General features: G+C 64.5%; 2 protein-coding genes. One reads left to right on the top strand and one right to left on the bottom strand.

Annotated features, from left to right (window positions below):
* Nucleotides 1–90 precede the first annotated feature (90 nt).
* Nucleotides 91–792 carry an efflux RND transporter periplasmic adaptor subunit gene (locus DQ230_RS03765; RefSeq protein ID WP_113911178.1) on the bottom strand — a complete coding sequence of 234 codons (702 nt, stop codon included), beginning with the start codon at nucleotides 790–792 and terminating at the stop codon, nucleotides 91–93.
* On the opposite strand from DQ230_RS03765, the gene DQ230_RS03770 reads away from it, so the two are divergent.
* The gene (locus DQ230_RS03770) at nucleotides 730–26,823 is read left to right on the top strand and encodes a putative Ig domain-containing protein (protein ID WP_113911179.1); all 26,094 of its coding nucleotides are present in this window, start codon (nucleotides 730–732) and stop codon (nucleotides 26,821–26,823) included. The two genes, DQ230_RS03765 and DQ230_RS03770, sit on opposite strands and share 63 nt — an antisense overlap.
* Nucleotides 26,824–26,826 lie beyond the last annotated feature (3 nt).

A 26,826-nucleotide genomic window follows, 5' to 3' on the forward strand; every position in this document is an offset into this window, starting at 1 on the left:
GGGTACGGCCACCGGCGCCAAGCCTAGTGGCCTTTGCTGCAAGGGCCAAGGCCCGATTGATCCGCCGTCAGTGGGGGCGGCGACGCTGCGTCACCCTTGGGGAAAATGAAGCGTGCAGCGCAATCCGGCAGGCAGGGACAGATCTGCGTTATCCAGTTCCATCCTCAGACCGAAGGTGGCGGTGGCGGCATCAAAAACCCGGTCGATCACGCGGATCGTGGCGCGCCGGGGCTCGTCCAGCGGCGCTTCGGGAATGACCTGCACGCTCTGGCCAATGCTGAGGCGGGGATAGTGGCTGATCGGGGCGTATGCCTCGACCCGCAGCTGATCGATCCGGGCGATAGTGGCGATATCTGTCTCCCCGTTGCGAAATTCGCCCTTGTTGGCCAGCCGCTCTGTGACGACGCCGGCGATCGGGCTGGTTATGGCCTTTTGCGCCAGCAGCGCCCTGGCCTGCGCGACCTCCAGACCGGCCATGTCGATGGCCATGCGGGCGCGATCCAGATCCTGAATTGCCACAGCCAGCTCAAGCGCGGTTTCCTTGGCTTGCGTATCGGGCAGCGCGTTGCGTTTGGCCAGCGTGTTGCGGCGCTCGGACAGCAGGGTCAGAAAATTGCGACGATTACCGGCCTGCCCGCCGCGCCCGATGGCGGCGCGGTCGCACGCCTCAGCTGGCGGGTGGAGAACCGCGGGCAGGCAGCGACCGATGCCGAAGAATGGATTGACCGTGTGTATCTGTCGCGTGACGGCGTGCTGGACGACAGCGATACGTTGCTGGGCGAGTTTTCTCATACCGGCGCGCTGGCGGTTGGCGCAGGCTATGATGCCGCCGCAGATGTAACATTGCCCGTCGGCATCGAAGGCGACGTTCAGCTGTTGGTCGTCACGGACGCGGCGCAGGCTGTAATGGAGCCCGATACGCGCGCCTCCAACCTGGCTGCCGGGGCCATCACGCTGGCCTCGCCCTATGCGGATATGGCTGTGCAGGCGGTGACGGCGCCGAGCGGGTCTTTTGTCGCCAATGAAACCGTGACTGTCCTGTGGCGCGCGGCCAATACCGGCCCGGATGCGGTGCCCGTCGGCGCGGCGTGGGTGGACCGGGTATGGCTGGCCAAGGACGCGGTGCGCGGTGCTGACGACATCCTGCTGGCCGAAGTGGCAGGCACAGGGCCGCTGGCCGTCGGGTCCAGCTACTGCCGAAGCGTAACGGCGACATTGCCCAACGGACAGGTCGGCACGTTCCGCATCATCGTTGAAACCAATGCCGACACCGGTATTTACGAACGCGGCGCTGCGGCGAACAACGTACGTGTCGCATCCGGCTCGGTTTCGCTGGCTGCGGCCCCCTCTGCCGATCTTTCGGTCAGGGTTGTGGATGGCCCGGACGCGCTGGTGCCGGGGGCGGTCGAAACTGTCAGCTGGACCGTCACCAACAGCGGCGAGGCACCGGCGCGCGCGCCATGGTCCGACGGGGTTTACCTGATGGGTCCGGGTCTTGGCGCCGGGCGTTACCTGGGCGACGTGACGCAAAGTTTCGATCTGGCGCCGGGCGCCAGCTATGAGGCGACACTGGACGTGACCATTCCGGCCGTCGGCGAGGGAGAGTACCGGCTGGAGCTGCGCAGCGATCATCGCGGCCGCGTCTATGAGGGCGGGCGCGATGGCAACAACGCCGCCGATTCCGGTGTCCTGGGCATGTTGCACCCCAATCTGGCGATTGGCGCCGTGACACTGGACAATGCGACCGTCACCTCGGGCGATGCGGTGCGCGTAACCTGGGATGTGGTCAATACCGGCGCCGGCGCCGCGCAGGGCGCGCGCATCGACCGCCTCTGGCTTAGCCGGGACGCAGAGCTGGACGCCGGTGATCTGCTGCTGGGCGAGGTGACGTCCGGCGCGCTGGATGCAGGGGCCAGCGCCGTGGCGTTCAGCGATGTCAGCATCCCGATCTCCGCCTCGGGGGCGTGGTTCATCCTGGTCGGCGTCGATGCCGGTCAGGCCGTCTCCGAGCCGGGCCACGAGGACGACAATCTGGCCAGCGCTGCGCTTGCGGTCACGCTGGCGCCCTATGCTGATCTGGAAGTGACGTCGATCACCGCGCCCGCGCAGATCATCGACGATCCGGCGCGTGTTTCCGTGACGTGGACGGTGGACAACACCGGCACCGGGCGCGGCATCACCGACGTCTGGAGCGACCGCATTTTTGTGTCCCGCGACGATATCATCGGCAACGCGGACGATATCGAGCTGGCGGTTTTCGCGCATACAGGCGGACTGGATGCCGGCGCCACCATTGACCGGACCGAGGAATTCTACCTGCCGGCCCGTATGACAGGGCGCTTCACGCTTTATGTCACGACCGACGCGGGCAAGGCGGTGTTCGAGAACGGGCAGGAGGCCGACAACACGCTGGCAATGCCAGGGTTTTTCGACGTGGCGCCCATTCCCTATGCCGACATGGTGGTCGAGACGGTCACGGCACCGGGCAGCGCACAATCGGGCGGCGATGTCACCCTGCGCTGGACGGTGGCGAACAACGGGATTGGCCTGACGCATGTCAGCCGCTGGGCCGACGAGGTGTATATCGCCGATAACGCTGCCGGAAACGGGCGGACTCTGGCCGGGCGGTTTGACCATATCGGCTATCTGGCTCCGGGGGGCAGCTATGACCGCGAAGCCACGATCACCCTGCCCGATGGCTGGGAGGGACCGGCCTATTTCTTTGTACGCACGCCCGGTACGGATGACGCGTACAACACCGGCGCCCCGTTCGAGCTTGTCTTTACCGACGCGGGCAACGAGGCCGCGTCGGCACGGGTCGATGTCACGCTGACGCCGCCGCCCAACCTGGTGGTGACGGAAATTTCCGCGCCCGCAGCCTCCACCGAGGGTGCAGCGATCGATGTCAGCTGGACCGTGGCCAACCGGGGTATCGGGCCGGCCGATGGGACATGGGTTGACCGGGTGTTCCTGCGCAAGGCCGGCGGCGGCTCTGCTGATATCGCAATCGGCAGTTACAGCTATACCGGGCCGTTGCAGGCAGGCAAAACCTACAGCCGCCGCGAGCAGATCACCCTGCCGGCCGAGTTGAATGATCGGTACGATCTGATCGTGATAACCGATTTCACCAACGCCGTGTACGAGCACAAGAACGAAGGCGACAACGAAAGCAAGGGCGACCGGCAGATCACCCTCAGCCGCCTGCCGCGCCCTGATCTTCAGGTGTCCGGTATAGAGGCGAATGACACCTACACGGCGGGGGCCACAGGCTCGGTGCGGTGGACGGTGATCAACCAGGGACCGGTGGCCACGGATGTGCCGAACTGGACCGACAGCGTTTATCTGTCTCTGGACAACAAGATTTCGTTCGATGACATCCGGCTGGGATCGTTCAGCAACGAATCCGCGCTGGACACGGCCCAGCAATATCTCAGCCAGGAGGCCACGTTCCGCATTCCGGAACGCTTCCGCGGCACCGCCTTCCTGCTGGTCAAGACCGATTCCGGCAACGCGGTCAACGAATGGCCGAACGACAACAACAACCTTGCCGTCAAGGAAATAGACATCACCCCGATTCCGTTTGCGGATCTGGTCGTGGACAATGTCGTGACCCCGACCCAAAGCTTCGAGGGCAACGAGGTCACTGTGACATATACCGTCACCAACCGGGGTGCCGGCGCGACCAATCTGGGGTCATGGGCCGAGCAGATCTGGCTGACCCTTGACAAGAACCGTCCGCATCCGGGGCAGGGGGATGTGCTGCTCGGTACGTTGCAATATACCGGGGGCGTGCTGGATGTCGGCGAAGGGTACGACCGTACCGTGACAGTCGACCTGCCAGCCAAGGTACGATCAGGCAATTATTATATCACCCCGTGGGTCGATCCCTATGCCACCCTGCTGGAGGATCCTCTGGCAGTGAACGTCAACCCGGACGATCCGACCGAAATCAATTCGAACAACTACAGGGCGGGCGGCGGCAATGTCATCGGCCAGCCGCCGGTGTTTCAGATCATCGGCGATCCGCCCGACCTGACCAGCCCCGATCTGGGTATCGTGATTGACGATGTGACACCCGAAGCCACCGCCGGGGTGGAAGGGCAGAACCGTATGGTCCTGCGCTATACCCTGACCAACAAGGGTGACAAGGCTGCTTCGGGCTATCTGGTTGATTTCACGCTGTCTTCGACCCCCGGACTGACCGTGCCGGGCGCCGAGGTCTGGACGCTGGGCGCCTATGGCGGTCAGGATATAGCCGTCGGCGCCAGCCGCAGCTTTACCCAGGAGCTGTTCCTTGCGCCCGGTCTGGACGGGGCATATGTCACCGGCGCGGTTTCCGTTCAGGGCGACGCGGACTTGACGGACAATCTGGACGTGACCACGTCCCGTGTCAGATCGCCCGAGCCTAATCTGCGGGTGCAGCAGGTACGGCTGCCCGAATCGGCACTGTCGGGCGAAAAGTTGACCGTCGGCTATACGGTCACCAATGAAAGTGATGCGGCAATCTGGTCAGGCACGCAGTACTGGACCGACGAAATCTGGATTTCGCGCGATCCGACTTTTAACGCAGGCCGCGCAACCCGGTTACAGAGCGTGACCATTTCAAATGCCGCCGGACTGGCCGGGCAGGCCAGTTACAGCCGCGATGTCGAGGTGACATTGCCGCCGGGCTTTGACGGCGATTACTTCGTCTATGTGTTCACCAACACGGCCAGAGGGCTGGAGGAGACCAGCCGCCCGTGGCCCGAGCAGAGCGGCAACAACGATGGCCAGCGCAGCTCGCACACCAAATATGCCTTTGAGCATCCAGAGGGCGCGATGGCGCAGGCGGCGCTGCCGGTGGTCTATTCCGAACCCGATCTGGTGGTCACCAACCTGACCGTGCCCGAGGGGCTGGCTGCGGGGCAGACCGTCGATATCACCTTCGAGGTGACCAATACCGGCACCCGCGCCACGCGCGAGGAATCCTGGCTCGACCGGGTGTATCTGTCGCTGGATGCATCGCTGGATACCGGTGATTTCCTGCTGCGCCGCGAGTCGAATGGCCGCGAAATCAAGGCCGAACATCAGCGGCGCGGCGTGCTGGCGGCGGGCGAAAGCTATACCGCCACGGTGACTGTCACACTGCCGTTCGAGCTGTCGGGCGATTTCCACATTCTTGCCGTGGCAGATACCGATCTGGATGACAGTTATGTCAACCGCAGCACGCTGTCGCCGCGTCTGTCGGGGCTGTCGGGTGCCGCTGCGGGGCGGGTGCGCGAATTTCAGGGCGAGGGCAACAATACCACCTTCGAGGCGGTCAGCATCGGTCTCTATGCACCGCCCGATCTGGTGGTCACATCATTGACCGCGTCCGAGCGGTCAACGCGCGGGCAAAGCTTCGATGTCTCCTACAGGGTTGAAAATCAGGGCGGGGCGATACCGTTCCAGCAGGCGCAATGGGATGATCTGGTCTATCTCAGCCGCGATGCGTTTCTTGATCTTACCTCGGACCGCTTCATCGGCACCATCCGGCAGGACCGGCAGCTTGCGGCGGGCGAAGGTTATGACGTCACGCGCAGCTTTACCACGCCGGCCGATCTGGCGACCGAGGCTTACTATGTCTTTGTCGTCACCGATCCGGGCCGGGCGGGCGGGCGCGGCGCGGTGTTCGAGGCCGATGACGCGAATAACGCGGCGGTCGCCGATCTGCCGATGATCATCGAACTGCCGCCGCCGACCGATCTGGAAGTGACAGCGATCACCATCCCCGCCTCGGCGCGGGCGGGCGAGGAAATCACCGTCAGCTGGACCGTGACCAATCAGTCCGACAGCGTTATGGCCAGCGGAAACTGGTCCGACAGCGTGTTCCTGTCCGAGGATGGCACCTGGGATTTGCGCGACAAGCCGATTGGCCGCGTCGCCACCAGCGGGCCATTGGCGCCGGGCGAAAGCCGCACGTTGACGCTGACCACGCAAATGCCGGCCGCCACGCCGGGCGGCTACCGCGTGATCGTGCGCACCGATATCTTCAACCAGATCCACGAGGGCGTGCAGGAGGCCAACAACACCACCGCATCGGCCGACACCATCGAAACCACAGTGGACGAGTTGCTGATGGGCACGCCGACCACCGTGCAGCTGGCGCCGGGCGGCGAGCGGCTGTATCGCATCACCGTGCCGCCCAGCGAAACGCTGCGCGTGCTGGTGCGCTCGTCCGATCCGACCGCTTCGAACGAGATTTTCCTGCGCCATGACGCGTTGCCGTCGCCCAATGCGTTTGATGCCACCTACGAGGGGCCGCTGTCCTCCGATCTGGTGGCGCTGGTCCCCTCGACCGAACCGGGCACCTACTACATTTCGGTTCGCAACTTCTCGGGCTCGGAAGACGGCACCGACATCACCCTTCTGGCCGAGCTGTTGCCGCTGGTCATCACCGATGTGAAGACCGACCGCGGCGGCGCGGCGAACTATGTGACGACCAAAATCAGCGGCGCGCAATTTGCAGATGCCGCAACGGTGAAACTGGTGCGCCCCGGTATTGCCGAATTTGCCCCCGTCGATTGGCGCGTGGTGGACAGCACCACCATCATCGCCACGTTTGACCTGACCGGCGCCGCGCATGGCCTGTACGATGTGCAGGTGACCAACCCCTCGGGCGCGCAGGCGCTGTCGCCCTATCGGTTCCTTGTCGAGCGCGGGATCGAGGGCGATGTGACCATCGGCATCGGCGGCAGCCGCGTGGTTCTGCCCGGCGAGACCGAGACATATTCGGTCGCCTTGCAGAACCTTGGCAATCTGGACGCGCCCTATACCTATTTCGAGGTTGGCGTGCCTGAGCTGCATTTCAACCCCTATGTCTATGGCCTGCCGTTCCTTGATTTCTTTACCAATGTGCGCGGCACGCCGGATGGCGCCGCAGGCACGCCGAACGAGGATGTGTTCTGGAACGGGCTGGAGAGTATCGTCAACCGTGACGGACAGCTGACGACGCGCGGCTATCTTTATGACATGCCCGCCGACGGGTTTGCCGGGTTCACCTTCAACGTGGCCGCCTATCCCGGCCTTCAGGCACTGCATGACGAGGCGTTCGATGCCTTCCGCGCCCGCATGTCGACCGTGTTGCCCGATCTGGACGATATTCTGGAGGAGGGCGGGGCCGGTGCCATCGGCGACTGGTATGACGGCGTGGTTGCCAAGGCCGCCGAAGCCAGTCCGGCGCTGGGCGCGGCGATGGCTGCCTTTCCGTTTGAGGATCTATATAACAAAAACGCCGCCAAACCGAGCGATTGCGAAATTCCGTTCATCCCGTTCCGCTTTCATGTCTTTGCCGCCGCGACCTCGATGACGCGCGATGAATTCATCGCGCACCAGACGCAGATCGTGCTGAACCTGCGTGACGCGGTTCTGGCCAGCGACGATGCCCCCGCGCCGCTGGTGGCGGTGGTGGCCGATCCCGATCTGTGGGTCGATGTCTATATGACGGGCCTGCATCAGGCGGGCATTCTGCGCGCCGAGGATGCGGTGCCCCCGATCCGCACCCATCAGGAGATCCTGTCGCTGATGACGACCCTGGCCTCGGGCGTGCTGTTCGGACCGGCGGGGCAGGACATCCGTTCGGACGGGGATATTCTGGGCTTTTTCGAGCAGTTGCGCACGCTTTATGGCCATGACGAGACGATCATGGCCGATATCGAATATATGGACCCGCGCGAAAGCGATTGCTACACCGGCGAAATCCCGGTTCCGGCCCTGCCGAAATTCGAGGATTACAACCTTGGCCTGAGCAACCCGACCCATTTCGAGGCGGTACGCATCTATTCGCCCTGGGTGCCGTTTGAAAATCGCGGTGCGGCGTTGCCCGCCGATTTCCTGATCAACGGCCCCCAGCCGGTGGACGGCGATGAATTTGCCGCGCTGAACTTTGCCGATTACTTCGCGCAACCGGCCAACCGCAGCGGTCTGGCGTCGATGACCGGGCCGCAGACGCTGGAGACGATGGGATGGCTGCCCGCGCGCGAGCCGCTGCCCTTCACCGTCAAGTTCGAGAATGCGGCCGCCTCGGCGACCCATGCCAACCAGATCGAGATCGTGACCCAGCTTGACCCCGATCTTGATCCGCGCAGTTTCGAGCTGGGCGATATCAGGATCGGCGACATCACCATTGATGTGCCCGAAGGCCGCTGGTTCTATCAGGACGAGATCGACTTCAGCCAGAGCCACGGCTTTGTCTTGCGCATCAGCGCCGGGGTGGACCTGTTTCAGGACCCGGCAGCGGCGCGCTGGGTGTTGCAGGCGGTCGATCCGCTGACCGGCGAGGTATTGCAGGACGTCACGCGCGGCCTGTTGCCGCCAAATACCGAGGGTGGCAAGGGCGCGGGATTTGCCGCCTATACCGTGCGCCCGATGGAGGATGTGGACACCGGCACGCGCATCACTTCCTCGGCGCGGGTTCTGTTTGACACCGCCGCGCCCGAGACGACCAATGAAATCGTGCAGGTGGTCGATGGCGCCGCGCCCGAAACCACCCTGACGGCCGAGCGCATCACCGGCACCGACAGCTATGACATCCGCTGGACCAGCGCCGATGATGTCGCCGCGTCCGGCGTCAAGCACGTGACGCTCTATGTGGCGGAAAACGGCGGCGATTTCCGTATCTGGCAGCGCCGGCTGGAGCAGGCGGCGGGGCATCTGGTATTTGAGGGCGAGGCGGGCAAGACCTATGAATTCCTCGCGCTGGCAACTGACAATGCAGGCAACCGCGAGGCGCCGCGCGATGGCGCTGCGGTCACGGCAGATGGACAGGCCGTCAATCTGGGCGGCGCCGCGACGGTGGACGCGACCACGGTGCCGAATTTCGGAATGCCGCCGCCGCCGGTGGACATCCCCTCGACAAACCTGCTGTTCCAGCTGGCCGAAAAGAACGTGCCCGCCGCCGATCCGCTGATCGATCTGCCGGAATTCGCGCAGGTTCTCAGCCCGCTGGTGGGGTCGTCCTTTGCGACCGGTTTCCAGACCAGCCAGGGCGGCATCGGGCCGATGGCGATACTGGAGCTGGACGATGGCACGGTTCTGATTTCGGGCGGCGCGAACCGGGGCGCGCTGCACCGGTTTGGCGCGCAGGGCGGCGCGGCAGGCAGCGAGACGTTGCTGGCCACGCTGGATGATCCCATCTTCAACCTTGCGCAGGATGCCGATGGCCGCGTCTGGGCCACCACCGGCGGCGGCGCCTTGCTGCAACTGGACCCGGCCAGCGGCGCGGTTCTGGCGCGCCACGGCGACGGCATCACCATGGGCCTTGCGGTCGAGGCGGCAACCGGGCTGATCTATGTCGGCACCAATGCGGGTATTTCGACATTCGATCCCACCACCGGCCTGTTCGCGCAGTGGAGCCGCGATGAAAACCTGCGCGTCGGCTCGCTTGCCTTTGACCAGCGCGGGGTGCTGTGGGCGGTGACATGGCCCGACCGCGCGCAGGTGGTCAGCTTCGGCGATCGCCAGCGCGCCGAGGCGCGGCTGACATTTGACAGCCAGATCGACTCGATCGCCTTTGGGCAGAAGGATACGGTGCTGGAGGATCTGCTGTTCGTGTCGGCCAATACCGGACGCGTGTCCGGCACGGGCGAGGCGCTGGCAGGTTCGGCGCTGACCATGGTCGATCTGGAAACGATGCAGCGGATCGAGGTCGCACAAGGCGGCAGTCGCGGCGATGTGGTGACAACGACGGCCGATGGCCGCGTGCTGATTTCGCAGAGCGTCCAGGTGGACGTGATCGCGCCGGCCTATTCGCCCAGCGTCATTGCCACCAACCCGAACGCCGATGCGGTGGTGCCGCTGCCGATGCCGGTGCTGACGGTCACGTTCGATCAGGACATGTTCGCGGGCGATCCGGCGCTGGAGGCGTCGGTGATCAACCCCGACAATTATGTGATCACCGGGGCAAATTCCGGCGCGGTCACGCCTGCGGCGGTGGTCTATGACGCCCGGAACCGCACCGTCCTGATCCGCCTGGACGGGCTGATCGCGGATGATTACAGCCTGAGCGTTGCCGGCTCTGTGACCTCGCTGCGCGGCTTGCGGATGGGCGAGGCGCATGTCAGCAGCTTCAAGGCGCTGGACGATCTGTCGGCGCTGGTGGATATCGAATTCGGCAAGACGCGCTATAACCGGGCGCTGGGCACGGTCAGCTATGAGGTGTCGCTGACCAACCGCACGGATCGCGACATCGTGCTGCCGGTGCTGCTGCTTCTGGACCCGCAGCGCGGCTACGAGGGCACGCCGGGCAGCGCCGAGGGGCGCACCGATGACGGTATGTGGCTGATTGATCTGACCGGCAGCCTGCCTGCGGACGGGCGGCTGGTGGCGGGCGGCACGACCACCGGACAGACGGTGGCGATTGTCACGCCCAACCGGCAGCGGGTGGAATTCTCGGCCGGGGTCGCTGCCTCGACCGGGCCGAATGCGGCGCCGGTGTTCACCTCGCTGCCGCCGGAAATGGCCGTGATCGGCACGCCGTTCAGCCATACGGTCGCCGCAACCGACCCTGACGGCGAGGCGGTTGTGATGACGTTGCTGACAGCGCCCGAGGGGATGCAGATCGACGGTGCAACCGGCGCGATCACATGGACGCCCGGCGCGGATGCCGATGCCCGCACCCCCGTGGTGGTTCAGGCGTTCGACGCGCGCGGCGCGGTATCGGTGCAGCGCTTCGTGCTGTCGCTGGCAGGCGGCAACCGCGCGCCGGTAATCTCGAACCTGCCCGAGGTCATCGAGGCCGCAGAGGGCGATTTCGTGCAGTTCGATGTGGCGGCCTCCGATCCGGATCTGGATACGGTCGTCACATGGGTGGACGGCCTGCCCGAGGGCGCAGTCTATGATCCGGTCAAGCGGATCCTGACATGGTCGCCCGGCTATGGTCAGGCCGGCACCTACAAGATGACCCTGCGCGCCAGTGACGGTCTGCGCGAAACCGCCGCCGAAGTGACGCTGCACATCGCGCAAAAGGCGCGCCCGGTGACGTTGCAGGTGCCGCCGCAGATGACGGTTGCCGAAGGTGACCGCATCCGCTTCGTGCTACAGGCCGGGGCCGAGCCGGGCTCGGTGCTGGATTTTGGCGTGGTCAACCATACCCTGCCGTTCGGCGCGACGCTGAATGCGGCGACCGGCGAATTCGAATGGACGCCCGGCTATACGCAGGCCGATACCTATACGGTAATCTTCGCGGTATCGGACGGCACCGGCGTGGCGACGCAGGCGATGGAGATCGAGGTGACGCCGGCCAATGGCGCGCCGGTCTTCGACGATTTTTCCGGTCTGCAAGTGCATGAGGGCCAGCAGTTCGCGCTGCGCGTCTTTGCCTATGACCCGGACAATCCATTTTACGAGCCGGGCTATCGCAACGGTGACGGCACCTATCTGGAACTGGGGGACATTCCGAAAACCGTCGCCGTTGAATTGCTGGATGACCTGCCTGCCGGCGCGACATTCGACACTGACACCTGGCAGTTGCTGTGGACGCCGGGCGCCACGCAATCGGGCGATTACAGCTTTGCGTTCCGTGCCACCGATGACGGGGCAGGCAGTGGCACGCCGCTATCGGTGGTGCAGACGGTGAACCTGACGGTGCGCGATCTCAATCAGGCGCCGGTCATGGCGCCGGTCGAAACCATCGTGACAAGGCGCGGCGATCTCCGCGAGATTGCGGTAAATGCCAGCGATCCCGACGGCGATCCGATCACCCTGACGCTGATCAACGAACAGCCGGGGATGCCGCTGCCGGAATTCGTGACCTTCACCGATAATGGCGACGGCACCGGGGTAATCCGGGTGGCGGCCGGTGTGGGGGATCGCGGTGAGCATGTGCTGACGCTGGTCGCTGCCGATGATGGCGGCGGGCAGGATGTGCCGCGCGGCGTTGCCCATACGTTTGTCATTCAGGTGGAGGCCGAGAACGAGCCGCCGGAATTCACCTATCAAAGTGATGTGGTCGCTGTCATAGGCGAGCCGTTGCGCACCGTTGTGAACGTGGCCGACATGGATCAGGACGCGCTGACCTATGCGCTGTCGGGCCTGCCTGCCGGCGCCCTCCTGACTGCCGATCCGCTGGTCTATGGCAAGGCGCTGCTGACATGGACGCCGACCGCCGCGCAGGCGGGCAGCTACACCGCCGTTGTGTCGGTGACCGATACCGGGGCCGCGGGCCTGACCGCGCCCGCGCAGACAGATCTGCGGTTTGACGTGACCGTGCGCGCCAGCAACGCGGCGCCGGTTCTGGACCCTGTCGGGGTGTTCGAGGGTGTCGAGGGCACGCCGCTGTCGGTGACGTTCGGGGCCAGCGATCCGGACGGCGATGCGCTGGGCTATTCCATCAACGGGCTGCCCTCCGGCGCGGTGTTCGATCCGGCCACCGGCACCCTGAACTGGACGCCGAACGCTGTGCAGGCCGGTACATATACGATGCAGGTCAGCGTTTCGGACGGCCATTCCGCCTCGACCAGCGAGGTTGAGCTGCGGATTGATCCGCGCAACCGCGCGCCGGTCTTTGTGCCGATGGTCACGCAGCTGGGCCGCGAGCGGGCTGAAATGCGCTTTACCGTGGTGGCGGATGATCCCGATGGCGACGCGGTCAAGCTGTCGGTGATCTCGGGCCTGCCCGAAGGTGCCGCGTTTTCCGCCGAGCGGGGCGAGTTTGTCTGGATCCCCGGCTATGAGCAGTCGGGCCTGCATACGCTGGTTCTGGCGGCGCAGGATGGCGATGGTCTGGTCACGACGCTATCGGTGGATATTGACATCGCCGATGTGAACCGCGCGCCGGTGCTGTCGGCCAATGACCGCGCCTTCCTCATCGGCGAAGAGCGCAGCATCGTTCTGGAAGGATCGGACCCCGACGGGCAGGCGCTGCGCTACAGCGCGCTGAACATGCCCGAGGGCGCGGTGCTGGACGCGGCGACCGGGACAGTGACATGGCAGCCCGGTCCGGGGCAGGTGGGCGAATACTACGTCACCTTCATCGCCTCCGACGGGATGCGCAGCGCGCGCCAGACAATCGTGATGCGCGCCACGCTGGAGCCGGTGCCGCCGGCCGTGCGGATCGAGCTGACGCCCTCCTTCCCGGCGCGTCCGGATCAGGCTGTGCTGGTGACGGTGGTTGCCGACAGTCTGGCCGATATCACCGGCATCAGGCTGTTCGTGGACGGCGTGGAAACCACGCTGGACGACAAGGGCCGCGCGGTCATCACACCCACCGCGCCGGGCAAGATCGCGCTGCGCGCGGTTGCCACCGATGCCGATGGGCTGGAGGGCCAGCAGGTCCTGCCGATCAAGGTGCGCGATCCTGCGGACCGGGACGCGCCGGTGGCCTTGTTCACCGATACGCTGGGCCGGCAGCAACTGGCCGGAGTGGTGGAGATCGGGGGGCTGGTTGCAGATACCAACCTTGATGAATGGCGGCTGGAATTGCGCAGCGCCGATGGCGCGCGGCTGATTGATACGCTGGCCAGCGGGCAGGCAGCTGTGGGCGGCGCGCTGGGCACGCTGGACACGCGCACGCTGTTGAACGGGTTCTACAGCCTGCGCCTGGTCGCCACCGATATCGGTGGACGGCAGGCGCGCACCGATCTGCGCATCGAGGTGAACGGCAGCGCCAAGATCGCGCGCCACACGGGCAACCGCACCGATCTGGTCACGGATCTGGGCGGGATCACCTTCGGGTTGAGCCGCCGCTATGACAGTCTGGCGGCGCCGGATGCCGATTTCGGCAGCTGGTCGGCCGGGCTTGATCTGGATCTGTCGATGGACACCGCGCTGACCGGGCGCGAGGCGGTCGGGCTGTTCGCGCCCTTGCAGGACAGCACCCGGCTGTACCTGACCACGCCCACCGGCGAGCGGGTCGGCTTTACCTTTGCACCAACCGAGCGAAAGGTCGGCGAGGCGACATTCTGGCAGCCTGCATGGCAGGCCGACGATGGCGGATGGTCCCTGGCATCGGCGCAGATGGTGCTGCGCAAGACCGGCGGCAAATTCTACGCGGCGGGCGACGGGCTGCCCTATAACCCGATGGACCCGCAGTCGGGCGGCGCGCAGCCTTTCGTGCTGACGGCATCGGGCGGTACGCAATATGTGCTGAGTTCGGCAGGCAAGGTGCAGGAAATCCGCGCCGGGGGGCAGCGGCTGTTCGTCGGGCAAAGCGGGATCACCGCGACCAATGGCGATGTTCTGTCCTTCCTGCGCGATGCGGACGGGCGCATTGTGCGTGCAACGGCGCCGGACGGTCAGAGCGTTGTTTACACTTATAATTCCGACGGCACCCTTGCCGGGGTGCGGGCGCTGGCCGATGGCAGCGGCGCGCGCTATGGTTACGCGGATGGCAGGCTCAGTATCAATGCCCCGCTGGATGGCACGGTGGGCGATGCAATCAGCTATGGCGCGGATGGCACGGTAAAGGTGCGCCCGGTTGTGACCGACCTGGGCGGCATTGGCCAGTTCACGGGACAGACCATATCGGCAGAGGCAGGCGGAAACTGGTCGCTGAATGTGCGCGACAGTGAAATTCGCGGTGCGACGGGCGGTCATCTGATCCTGCGGGTGCAGACCGATACCGCCGCAGCTGTGCCAACAATCGAGGGCGCGGACCTGCTCAGCCTGCAAACCGGCGCCGCGGGATCTGTCGCATTGTTCGGGTTCCGGCAGCCCGGTTTGTTCCGGCTGAATGTTGCAGGCGATCAGGCGTTTACCATGCGCGTCGGTCTGGCGGGCGACCTGAACCGCGATGGGTCGGTGGATGGCACCGACAGCGCCCTGCTACGGGCCGGTGGCGCGGATACCGACCTGGACGGGAACGGGCGGACAGACGGGCAGGACCGCCAGGTTCTGAACGTCAATTACGGCATCAGGCGCAACAGCGCGCCGACGATCGCCGCCGTCATGCCCGACGTTTTCACCCATGTGGACCTGGCCACGCTGGTGCCGCTGTCCAGTCTGGCAACGGACGCCGATGGTGATCCGGTATTCTTCCGCATTGTCAGCACCGAAAACGTCACCGCCAGGTTTACCCCTGACGGGCAATTTTTCCGTGTGCGGCCCGATGACGGATTTGCCGGAACGGGCCGCGTGACCGTGGTGGCCGATGACGGTTATGCCGCGACCGCGGAATTCACCTTTGAGCTGACGATCTCGGACGCCAAGCTGACCGAGATTTCGCTGCTGATGCGCCAGTACATGTTCGATGCGCCGGGCGAGCAGGGCGAGCTGGTCGTCGTTGGCCAGTTCGAGGATCAGGCGGATGTGATCCTGCCGTTTGATTATGTCACTGTCACCTCTGCCGATCCATCAGTGGTGCGCGTGTCCGAGACGGGCGTGCTTGGTGCGGTTGCCGAGGGCTATACCCATCTGCTGGCACTGCGCGGCGATGTTGCGGCGGCCACGGCGGCCTCGGTCGGTATTTCGGACGAGCCGAACGCAGCCATTGCCCAGCTGTTCGGCATCGATGCCTATCCCGATACAGTGACCATCCTGCCCGAAGGCGGAAACCGCCGGATCATCACGTCGCTGGGCACGTTGGGGATGGAGTTTATCGGCGGTGACGACGGGGTTATCTATGTGTCAGGCAATGACGGTGTCATAACGGTCACGCCAGACGGCCTGATCGAAGCGATGGCGCCGGGCGTCACGACCGTAACGGTAATCTACCGCGGCGCCGAGGAGGTGATCGAGGTTACGGTTGCCGCGCCGATCGAGGCAAACAGTGGCCGGATCGGCGCCGAGGGTGGCGCGTTGCGCACGCCCGAGGGCATCGAAGTTGCCTTTGGTGCCGGTCAGCTGGAAGGAAGTCCGACCGTATCGGTCACGGCGCTGGACGAGGCCAATCTTGAGCTGGAGGTGCCGCCGGACTTTGACTTTGTCGGTGCGGCAGTGCTGGATGTTCAGGGCGGCAGTCTGAATGGCCCGGTTCAGTTTGCCGTGCCGGTGGACGCGGCGACGGCGGCGCCCGGCGCGCAGGTTCTGTTCTTTGTGCTGGATGATTTCACCGAGCAGACCAATGGCGAGCATGGCGAAATCTGGCGACTGGTCGACAGTGGCACCGTTGACGAAAACGGCATGGCGCGCACCGCGTCGCCACCCTTTCCGGGACTGAGCGAAAAAGGCTCGATCCTGGTGGCCACGGCCAATGCGCCAATGCGCGATGGCGTGTCGCATCTGCCCTATCTCGCGGCGGGCGCGGTGATGGTCGTCACCGGAATGGCCATCGGTCTGGCGACCGGAGGCGCCGCCGGTGCCGTGATCGGCGCGGCACTTGCGGGCTCGCTGCCCTATATGGCGTTCAAGATGACAACCGGCGAGCAGCGCGTTGATGTCTATGCGAAATATCTAGAAGGCACGGATTGGGCCAAGGCCGAACAGCGCGATGTTCCCGCAGGTGATGTCACCGACAAGGTGACGCTGAACATCACCATGCCGGATGGCGCCCTGCCGCCTGCGCAGGGCGCTGCGCCGGGATTGACGGATATCACCCCGGTTCTGAACGCGGACGGTTCTGTGACGCTGAAGATCACGGGCGGTAATCTGTTCTACCCGAATGGATCGGCGCAGGACCGTTATTTCGGTAACAGTCTGAGCGCCGGCCGCGTCAAGTTCGCCATCGGAAACCACACACGCTATGTGACCGGCGACCAGTTCACCGTGACATCGCAGAACCCCGATACCGGCAGCGCGGAATTCACAATCGCTGCCCCCGACGACATCCTGCTGTCGCAGGCTAGGATCACGTATGAGCGTCCTGCGCCGGGCGGCGCACCGGGCGACAGCAACGGCTGGTCTGAGCGCACCCGCGGCATTGCCTCGACGGCGTTTCAGGTGAAAAATACCCGCGGCTACGGTGCGATGGGCGGCTCCAGAATGAATGGAGGCGTCAATCAGACGATGTTGCAGATTTTCGACATCGCTCCGAATGATCTGACACCGGGAAGCGGTACGGAAAAGACCGAATTGGTTGCCGACGTCTTCTTGAGAGACGGCACCGCGCCGTTGGTCGGGTGGCCCAATGACGTGCTGATGGCGGGCGATCTGTCGGCGGCCTATGTTTCGACCAATCAGGGCATCGCAGTGGTCGATATGCTGACGTTGCGCCAGTTCGATGTGGTGCCCGGTGGCGGCATGAGCCTGATCCGTGTGCCCGGTGGCCAGGTCGGCAAGATGACTGTCAGCAATGACGGGCATTTCCTGTACGCGGCAGGCGCGGGCAAGATCCACGTTATCGACCTGCGCCCCGGATCGTCGACCTACCTGTCCAGTCGCCAGATTGATGTGCCGATCCCTGACGAGGCGCGCAGGCTTCAGTCCGGCAAGATCAACGATATCGAATTGTCGGCGGATGGCAAAAAGCTCTACGTCGCCGTGCCGTTCAGTGGTATGTTTGGCGATGGCGGATGGGCGCGCAATCCGCAAAGCGCGCCCGAGGGCAAGATCTATGTTTTCAATGTCGATCCGCAGGATGCAGGCAGCGACACATATCACGAGAAGGTCTACGAGTTTGACGCCGGCCGTGACCCCTATGACATCGAAGCCTCGGCAGATGACCCTGACCGGCTGGTGTTTGTGTCGCGCGGCGAACGTCAGGCGGGATTCTACACGATCGAGGTGATCAATTCTGATCCCGACAGGTTCAAGGCGCGGGTCAGTCAACTGGACCCTCTGGTATCGCGCAGCGATCCGAACGCAGGGCGGCGTCCGCTGGAATTGAACAATCAGACGATCGGCGTGAAATATGCAGGGATGGTCATCCCGTTCAGCTCGATACTGATCGATCGCTATCTGCCGCTGACCAGCCAGCGGTATGATCTGGAAATCCGCTATCCCGTGGCGGTCGAGATGACCCCCGACCAGACTTATGCGTTTGTGGCCGATTATGATCTGTCGCGCTATCTGACGATGGGCGACAGCAGACTGGCCTACGAAATCGAGCGTCTGCACAGCCTTGGCAACAAGATCGGCCTGATCCGCAACCCGTTCGACATGAACAGCGAGGAGTGGACCGCTCAGCTGAGCGGCAAGACGTATCAGTATGAATTTGGCTATTCCGGCCATGTCGGATCTACCAGCCCGATTCCGGATCAATACCTGACCGAAATCGCCATGCGGCCCGACGGCAGCCAGCTGTTGGCCAACTTCCGCAACGCCGGATCCATCGTCACATACAAGATCGACGCATTGATAGAGGCATCCGACAAGGGGGTTGCGCGGTCAGACGTAGGCGAAAACCGGACCAAGCCGGTCGATCTGGAACGCTCGCTTTACAGCTATGACGGCAAGCTGTTGGGCGCGAAAGTTCGGGACGAGATTTTCGGCGCGCCGCTGGATGTGCAGTTCTTCGGGCGTGGTCTGGACATTCAGGACGAGGCCCTGCTGGAGCTGATCGGCCCCGTCGGCGTGGTGGACGTCAATGCTGCAAAGAACCGCAAACCGCTGACATTCGAGGTGCATCTGGACCCCAGCAAGATCGGCAGCCGCCTGTTCAAGATGGACCTGTTCCTGAGCACGCAAAAACCGGGCGAGGGGCTGTGGCCGGGCGATCCGTACCGCGAGCGCGCGCTGTTTGCCGGAACACCCGACAGCGCCGACGACTACCATCCGTGGCGCTTGATCAACAGCGCCCAGACCAACAAAAGCTATGCTTTTGAAAGTGGGCGTCATTATGTATTGGGCGCGGACGGCATCATTGTCTCCAGCAAAAAACTGACAGCCGACATGGTGACCGGCGGCACAGATCCCAGCCATGCCATCATGATCGAGGCCGACCCCGCACTGAGCCGCATCCTGACAGGCAGTCAGACCTACCATTGGGGCGTATCGGTGCTGCGATCGGGTGGCAACCTGACCGGCAGCGCAGAGTTCAAGACGCCTGCGCTGAATCCGGCCGGCACCAAGTTCAAATCGGTGAACATTCTCACCCACGGTTTCCAGCTTGCCGCGATGCCGGATTATGCCAACACCGCGCTCAGCGAGGATAGGCTGCGCGCATGGCTGCAAAACGCCGAAGTCATCAGCCAGGGGTCCGGCGGCGGCGTCATTTTGGTCTATAACCGGCAGACCGGCAAGTTCCACGAATACGATCCCACGGCCCGCGAGGGCCGGATGATTGACCCGCTGGCCTACATCCCCGGTGCCCTGCCCGCGGGTGAGGCGGTGACGCTGGTGATGGACTGGTACCGCGAAAGCGATATCTCCGACAGCGGCTTTGCCGAGGCGGCGGCGGATGCGTTTTTCGGCTCGTTGGTATGGCTGGACCAGAAGGCCAACATCTTTACCAGCCCATTGCACTTTATCGGTCACAGCCGCGGCACGGTGGTCAATTCCGAAATTATTCAGCGTCTCGGCGTGCATTTTCCGGAAACGGACGGGAACAACATCGACATTCACATGACCACGCTTGACCCGCATGATTTCAAGCAGGACACACTGAAGGTCGAACTGAAGAAGCTGCTCGACTCGTACATCCGCGCTGCCAAGCTGGTAGGAAGCGCCGTCACGCTGGTCAATCCGCCGCTGGGTACGGGCATTGTCAGAGTGGCGACGGTAACCGAAAACCTCTCTCAGGTCCTGTTCAAGATTTCGGGGCTGATGGGTCTTCAGTTGACGGACATCGCCTGGGACGATTTCAAGGATCCCAACGTGCAGGTCTGGTCGAACATTGATTTCGCCGACAATTATTTCCAGGAATCCGCCGCCGAAAGCATGAGCGCCGAAGGCTCTCTGATCGAAGGTTTCTTTGGCAAGTTTACCCAGACCACAACGCCGAACGGCACCAGCCTGCCCACCACGAAGGACGGCAAGGACAAGCTGCCGTCGCACGGCAAGATGGCTGATGGGAAGCCCGACATCGAGATCAGCTTTACCAAGGCGCCGGGGAGCGGGCGGGCGCTGAATGTGCCGGGCTTCATCGAGGACGATCTGTTTGCGACGCCGCACAGCCGCATCACCAACTGGTATCTGGGCACTGCGGACGTCAACGCGCTGTATCTGGCTGGCGAAGCGGTGCCACGCACACGCGGCGACGAAGGCCTGCCCGTGGGCGCCAGCGCCGATCCGGGTCTGCTGGAAACTGTCGGTTCGCTGTTCAGTCAGAAGTTTACCAAACAGCCGTGGTACGGCGTCGATCCGGTGGCCTTCCAGTCAGGCAACTGGGGGCAGATCAAGGCGCATTTCGACCGGTATTTCACCGCCTCCAAGTTCAACCCCAGGACCGAGGACCGCGTCATAAACACGGTCCGGACCGAGGCCGTCGGCTCGGGCTTTTACTTCTCCACGGTGGCCGGCGATCCGCAGGTCCGGGCAGGTGTCGGGCCAAAGCTCCGCACGCCGCTCGACTTTGACAATACCGAGGTCGATCGCCCGAAACTGGACAGTTTGCCCAACCCCGCAGATCCGGCAAAGCCGATTGCGCAGAACTACCCGGCGGTGCCGACCGTGTTTAACGGCGATTTCAGCGAAGGCACCCGCCACGCGCTGTCCGACTACATCAAATGGTTGCTCGACAGCGCCTACAACAAGATTCTGGCCCAGAACCTGAGCCCGCAAGAGGCGCAGAAAGCCGCGATCGACGAGGCCGCCAAACAAAAGCCCAGCATCAAGAAGGTGGTCGATCTCATCCCCGATCTGCCGCCCGAGCTGGGCCGGTTCCCGCTGCACTACGATCTGCCGGGCTGGTCGATGCATGGCGGCACCGGCCACGCCGGCAGCGTTGATGAAGGGTACAGCTTTACCTTTGACCTGTTCTCGGACAAAGCGCCGGGCGACTATGGGCTGAACGGGCCTGTCGACATAACGGGCAAATTCCTGGTCAATCAGAATTGGGTTGGCGAACTGATCGACACGGTCGGAAAAGTGGTCAAGCCGCTGATCGACAAGGTGCTGGAAGACCTCGTCGAGCGGTTCAAATCCGATATGTGGGACAGTGGCCTGACCCCCGCCGAGAAGGAGTTGCGCGCCCGTCAGAATTACGCAAGGTCGCTGGGCGGCACATTGCAGGAAGTCGACGTGCCCGGCGGCGGCACCACGCTTAAGGTCGTTGGCCCCGATGGCGCTACACTGCTCAGCCCGGATGAGTTGAAAACCGCGGCCGATGCACTGGTCAATTTCCTTTTGGATGACAGCGTGATCGTTGCGCGGCTGGCGTCGGTAATCGACTATTCGCTCAAGAAGATCGAGGACGTGCCCGAGGTCAAGGCGTTCATGTCCAAATACACGCTGACCGGTTTTGCCGGTCCCTTGGCGTCCATCACGGGGCGGCCTATTGACGACAGCAGCGCTGAGGCCGCAGGCAACGACCGCGCCGCGCGGCTGGCCGATATCGGCAAGGCAACGGCGCTGCTTCAGAAAAACCTGGGCAATCTGCTCTCCAAGCTGTTCCCGACCATAGATACCAAGCCTGACTACGGCCTGATCATGGGCGGCAGCCAGGCCATCAAGGAGATTTTCGCAACCTTCCTGCCCGAAGGCGGGTTTGACACCCCTTGGGCGCATTACGATCCGCAGCAAGCGCTGAACGATTATCTGGACAGCGTCGGCCAACTGGACAAGCTGACTCACAACCGCATGTTTGTCCCCGCGGATATGGAAACGCTGAAATTCGAGGCATTCTTTGTTGCGAACTTCAATGACGACATGCGCGCCGAGGCCGTCTTTACCACGCTTGACGGCGCGACGTACCGCGCGAAAGGCATAATGACGGACCCTGTTTCGGGGGCCGAGACCGAATCCGACACCTTTGTTTTCGGGGCCGGGCTGTTCTCGGGGCAGACAGCCACCTTCCGTATCCCCGAAGAGGTCAAGGGCCGCGTTGCCAGCCTGACGATCCGCAATATTGGGCTGGAGCGGGCGGCAGCGGCAGATTTCGATGCCGCGCTTCATAATTTCCTGGAAAGCGCCAATCTGATGGGCCTTGGCGATGCGATTTCGGTCGTGATGGTCGTCGACGACATCCGCCTTGCCAAGTCGGGTTCAAACCAGACGGCGGCACGGATCGGCGCGGGCGGCGATATGCTGCGACTGGATCAGGCGCAGGCGCTGGCCGAAGTGGCCGAAGGTATCTGGATTGACAGCGCGCTGGTGCCGGGCGCGGACGGCCTGCTGGCCGGTGTCACGATCAAGGTCGGCGACCTGCCGGGGGATGCGCTGGCACTGGCGCGCGATGGTGTCATAACGCTGGATGTGGATGGTGCCGGAAACGGCTGGTTCATTGATGAGACACCGCTGGATCAGGTGGAATTCACCGCTGTCGACGGCGCGCCGCATGTGTTCCGGGCAGCATCGGGCGATGCGGCGGGGCGGATCGACCTCCTGACGGTGCTTTTGCATGAAATGGGCAATTCCATGGGCTTGCAGGACATGGTTGATCCAACCTTGCCCGGTTTTGTCATGTCCTCAATCCTTGATACGGGATTGCGGCGGCTGCCATCGGGCCCCGATACGGGGGACTGGAGCGTTGCGGAGTTGGCCAGCGATGCGGCGCAGCCCTTCGGCCTTGGCGTCGCGCCGGCCGTCGGCCCAAGCGCGGCCGGCGCGGCCGGATTTTCCGCGATGGCGGCGCCCGCACCCAAACCCGCCTTCGGTAACGGCGATTTCAGTGCGGGCTTGGCCGGTTGGTCCCATACGGGCAATGTCAGCATCCGCGATGGCCGCGCTGTTCTGCGCGAGGGGCAGGGCGCGATGAGCGGCCTGTCGCAGAGCTTTGCCTTGCCCGCCGACGCGACGGCGATTCAATTCCGCCTGTCCGGCCTGACGCTGGGGTCGGGCGGCGGTGCGGCGCCCGATGCCTTCGAGGTGGCGCTGTTCGACGGCGACACCGGGGCGATGGTGCTGCCTGCCATGACTGATCTGCCGGGCACCGATGCGGTTCTGAACATCCAGTCAGACGGCAGCGTCTATGGATCGTCCGCGGCGACGGTGTTTGATGCGGGGGATGAACTGATCGTCACGCTTGATCTGACCGGACGGGCGCCGGCGCTGACGGCACTCACGTTGGACTTCGATCTGATCGGCCTTGGCGCGCTGGGCGCCGAGGTGCAGGTGGACGGCGTGCGGCTGCTGGGCACCGGCCAGAATACCGCCCCGATTGCGCGCGGTGAACGCATTTCGACCACCGAGGACACCCCCGTCATCGTGGATATCCTGGGCAATGACAGCGACGCTGATGGCGATCCGCTGATCTTGCATATCGTGTCCGATCTCAATGGCGCGTCGCTGACGGCGTTGCCGGACGGGTTGTTCCGCTACACCCCGGCCCCGGACGCAACCGGCACGATCGCGTTGGAGTATCAGGTCTTTGACGGCATCTCCCATAGCGAGGTGGTATCGCTGACTATCGACATCGTGCCGGTTAACGACGCGCCGCAGATGGCCGAAATTGCTGGGAAAACAGTTGCGCGCGGTGCCAAGGTCGAGATTGCGCCCGTGGTGACGGACCCCGACAATGCCCTGTCCGAGCTGCGGTTCGCGCTGGTGCAGGGGCCGGCAGATGCCATTCTGGACCCGGCGACGGGCCGGATCGAATGGACCCCGACAACGACCGGCGACATGGTGTTTCGCCTGCGCGTCACCGACCCCGGCGGGGCGCAGGCCGAACGCGCCTTTACTCTGGCGGTGCGTAGCGCGCCGGTTCTGACCGTATCGAACGTGGCGATCGAACAGGGCAGCGTGCTGGCCCACAGCGTCCACGCCAGCGATCCCGACGGCGATCCCGATGGCGCGGGAGGGCTGGTCTTTGCGTTGCTGCCGGGGGCGCCCGACTGGATCACCATGGATCCCGCGACGGGCGCGGTCAGCGGCGACAGCACCGGACAAATCGGCGCGGCGCGCGTGCCGGTGCGCGTCACCGACCCCGATGGATTGTTCGTCGACGGCAGCTTTGTCGTTGTTGTGAATGTGCGTCCGACGATAAGGGCCGCCTCTGCGGTGTTGATCGAGGGTCAGGCGCTGGACCTGCTGCCGTTGGTGACTGATATCGACACCGATCCCGATGATCTGGTCTTTGCCCTCACCGCCGGGCCGGAATGGCTGCGGATCGACCCCGTGACGGGCCGCGTCACCGGCGATACGTCTGGCCATCTGGGCACGACCGCGCTGACGGTGCAGGTCACGGATGATGCGGGCCTGAGCGCCGCAGTGGATGTGACCGTCACCGTGCGCGCGCGCCCGGTTCTCACCGCGGCCGATGTCCGCATCATCGAGGGGGCGACGCTGGCCCATCGCGTCACCGCCAGCGATGCCGACAGCCCCGACGGCAGCCTGCGTTTCACGAAATTGGCCGGCCCTGACTGGATCGGCGTCGATGCTGTCACCGGCGCGCTGAGTGGCGCAAGCGCCGGGCATCCCGGCGCGCATTCCGTGACGGTTCAGGTCAGTGATCGGGACGGGCTGACCGCCGAGGCGGACATGACGGTGTTCGTGTCTGCGCTGCCGGTGATTTCGCTGGCCGATCAGGTGCTGGTGCAGGGTGAGGCGCTGACGCTTCTGCCTGCGGTCAGCGATGCCGACAGCCCCGCGTCGGAGCTGGCGTTCCGCATCATCGGGCCATCCGGCTGGCTGACGATTGACCCGGCGACCGGCCGCCTGAGCGGCGACAGCGCAGGACAGAGCGGCACAACCTCCGTCACGGTGGAGGTGCGCGATGCGCAGGGTTTGACTGCCCGCGCGACAGCGCAGATCACCGTGCGCGCGCTGCCTCTGGCGACGGCGGCAGAGGTGACGCTGCGCATGGGCGACGCACTGAGTTTCCCTGTCGCGGCAAGCGATCCCGACGGCGACGACAGCGATCTGACCTATGCGCTGGCGGCGGCACATCCCTGGATCATGATCGACCCTGCGACCGGCGTACTTAGCGGCGACAGCAGCGGTCAGGCGGGCGAAACGGCGGTAATGGTGATCGTGACCGACGCAGACGGCCTGCAAACCCAGGCGCAGGTCCGCGTTGACGTCAATGCCCCGCCCACACTGACCGGCGATTCCGTTCGCTTGATCGAAGGGCAGGCGCTGGCACTGGCGCTGACAGCCAGCGATGCGGACGGCCCTGCCGGATCGCTGCGCTTTTATATCGTGAATGCACCTTCGTGGATGGCGATTGACCCGGCGACCGGCATGGTTTCGGGTGACACCACTGGCCATCCGGGCAAAACCGATGCGATCTTTGGCGTGCGTGACAGCGACGGTCTGACCGCCGAGCTGCGCCTGAGCGTTGATGTCAACGCGCGCCCGGAAATTGCGATTGCGGATCTGACGCTGGTGCGCGGTGCGCCACTATTGCACGCGGTGACGGTCACCGACGCCGATACGCCGCCCGGTGGCCTCAGCTTCCGTTTGATCAGTGGGCCTGACTGGGTCCAGGTCGATGCCGCGACCGGGCGGATCACCGGTGATACGGCGGGGCAGTCGGGGCTGTCGCTGGTTACAATCAGCGTGCGCGACACTGCCGATCTGGTGGCCGAGGCGACCTTCCGTCTGACAGTTCAGGCGCCGCCGGCGCTGGCGCCGATGGCGTTGGCAATGACCACGGGGGCCCCCGTCGATCTGCGTCTGCTGGGGCTTGATGACGATGGGCCACAAGGGGCGCTGTCCTATGAGCTGGTATCCGGGCCGGACTGGCTCAGCATACGCGGGGATCGCCTGATCGGCGCCACGGGCGGGCAGGTCGGCTCGTTTATTGCGCGCGTCCGTGTGACCGATGCCGATGGGCTGAGCGCCGAGACAGACATCACGCTGTCCCTGCAACCCGCGTCTGTGGTGCCGGCCGCAACCGCGCGCCCGGTCACGGGGGGGGATCTGCTGACGCCGCGACCCGTGCAGTTGCAACACAGCGACGCGCCGCCGATCCGGTTGTCGCGGATGGAGACACAGGTGCAAGCCTCGCGGCTGGCAACCGGCGGCAGCGCAACAGGGGGCGCCGCGCTGAAACGCATCCCCGTTGTATTCCAAAGTCAGGGCGGCATCCGCGAAATCGTGTTCGAGGTGACGCATACGGCGCCGCGTCTGTCGATGATCGACGCGGTCATGGGCGTTTGCCTGCCTTTCGAGGTGGATATCACCAGCCAGATCAGTGACCGGACCGGCGCCGCGCAGCACATGACCGTGACATTGCACGCGGATCAACCTTTGCCCGAAGGGGTTCTGGATCTGCTGCATCTGCGGGTGCTGGGCGGCGACATCGACGCATCGGGCGTGCAGTTGCGCGTCATTTCGATAAACGGCGCACCCGTCGCCGGCGGCGCGCCAAGCGATGCGGCGCCGGGCGCGGCCCCGGCAAAGATAGATCTGGGCGCCAGCCTGACGCTGGCCGACACGCCTCCGGCGCTGATGGACATTCGCATGGGCGCGCTGGGGGCAACCGCCCCCGACACGATGCTGATTGACCCCGATGCGCTGGCGGGCGGTTATGTCGGGTTCCGCTTTGACGGGTTGGCGGGGGCCTCTGACGTGGTGCTGCATCTTGCCTTTGACCCGGCCGCCCTGATGCCCGGTGCGGCGATGGCCACTGCGCCGGATGTCGAGGTGACAGTCGCCGCCGGCACACATCCCGGCGAGGCTGTCGTCACATTGCGATCCTCCGAGGGGCTTTTGCCCGGCCTGGCCGTTCTGGGATGCCTGGCATTTGCCAGGCCGGGTATGGCGGGGCGCGGCACAGGCAAGCTGCATCTGAAGCGGCTGAGCGTTGATGGCGCCGACATCCCGCTGGAGGATGAAAACCCCGATTGGCTGAATGATGCGGCGCCGCCCCATGCCCGAATGATCGGCGCGCCGTCACACCGCATGTCCATTGCGTTCCCGCCTGCGGGCATGGTTCATAAACCTGACCGCTGAGGC

Origin of the sequence: Roseovarius dicentrarchi (assembly GCF_003316635.1) — a bacterium.
GTDB classification, from domain to species: Bacteria; Pseudomonadota; Alphaproteobacteria; order Rhodobacterales; family Rhodobacteraceae; genus Roseovarius; species Roseovarius dicentrarchi.

Coding starts and splice junctions, on each gene's coding strand:
- DQ230_RS03765 (WP_113911178.1), bottom strand. CDS start 792: ATGAGAAAACTCGCCCAGCAACGTATCGCTGTCGTCCAGCACGCCGTC.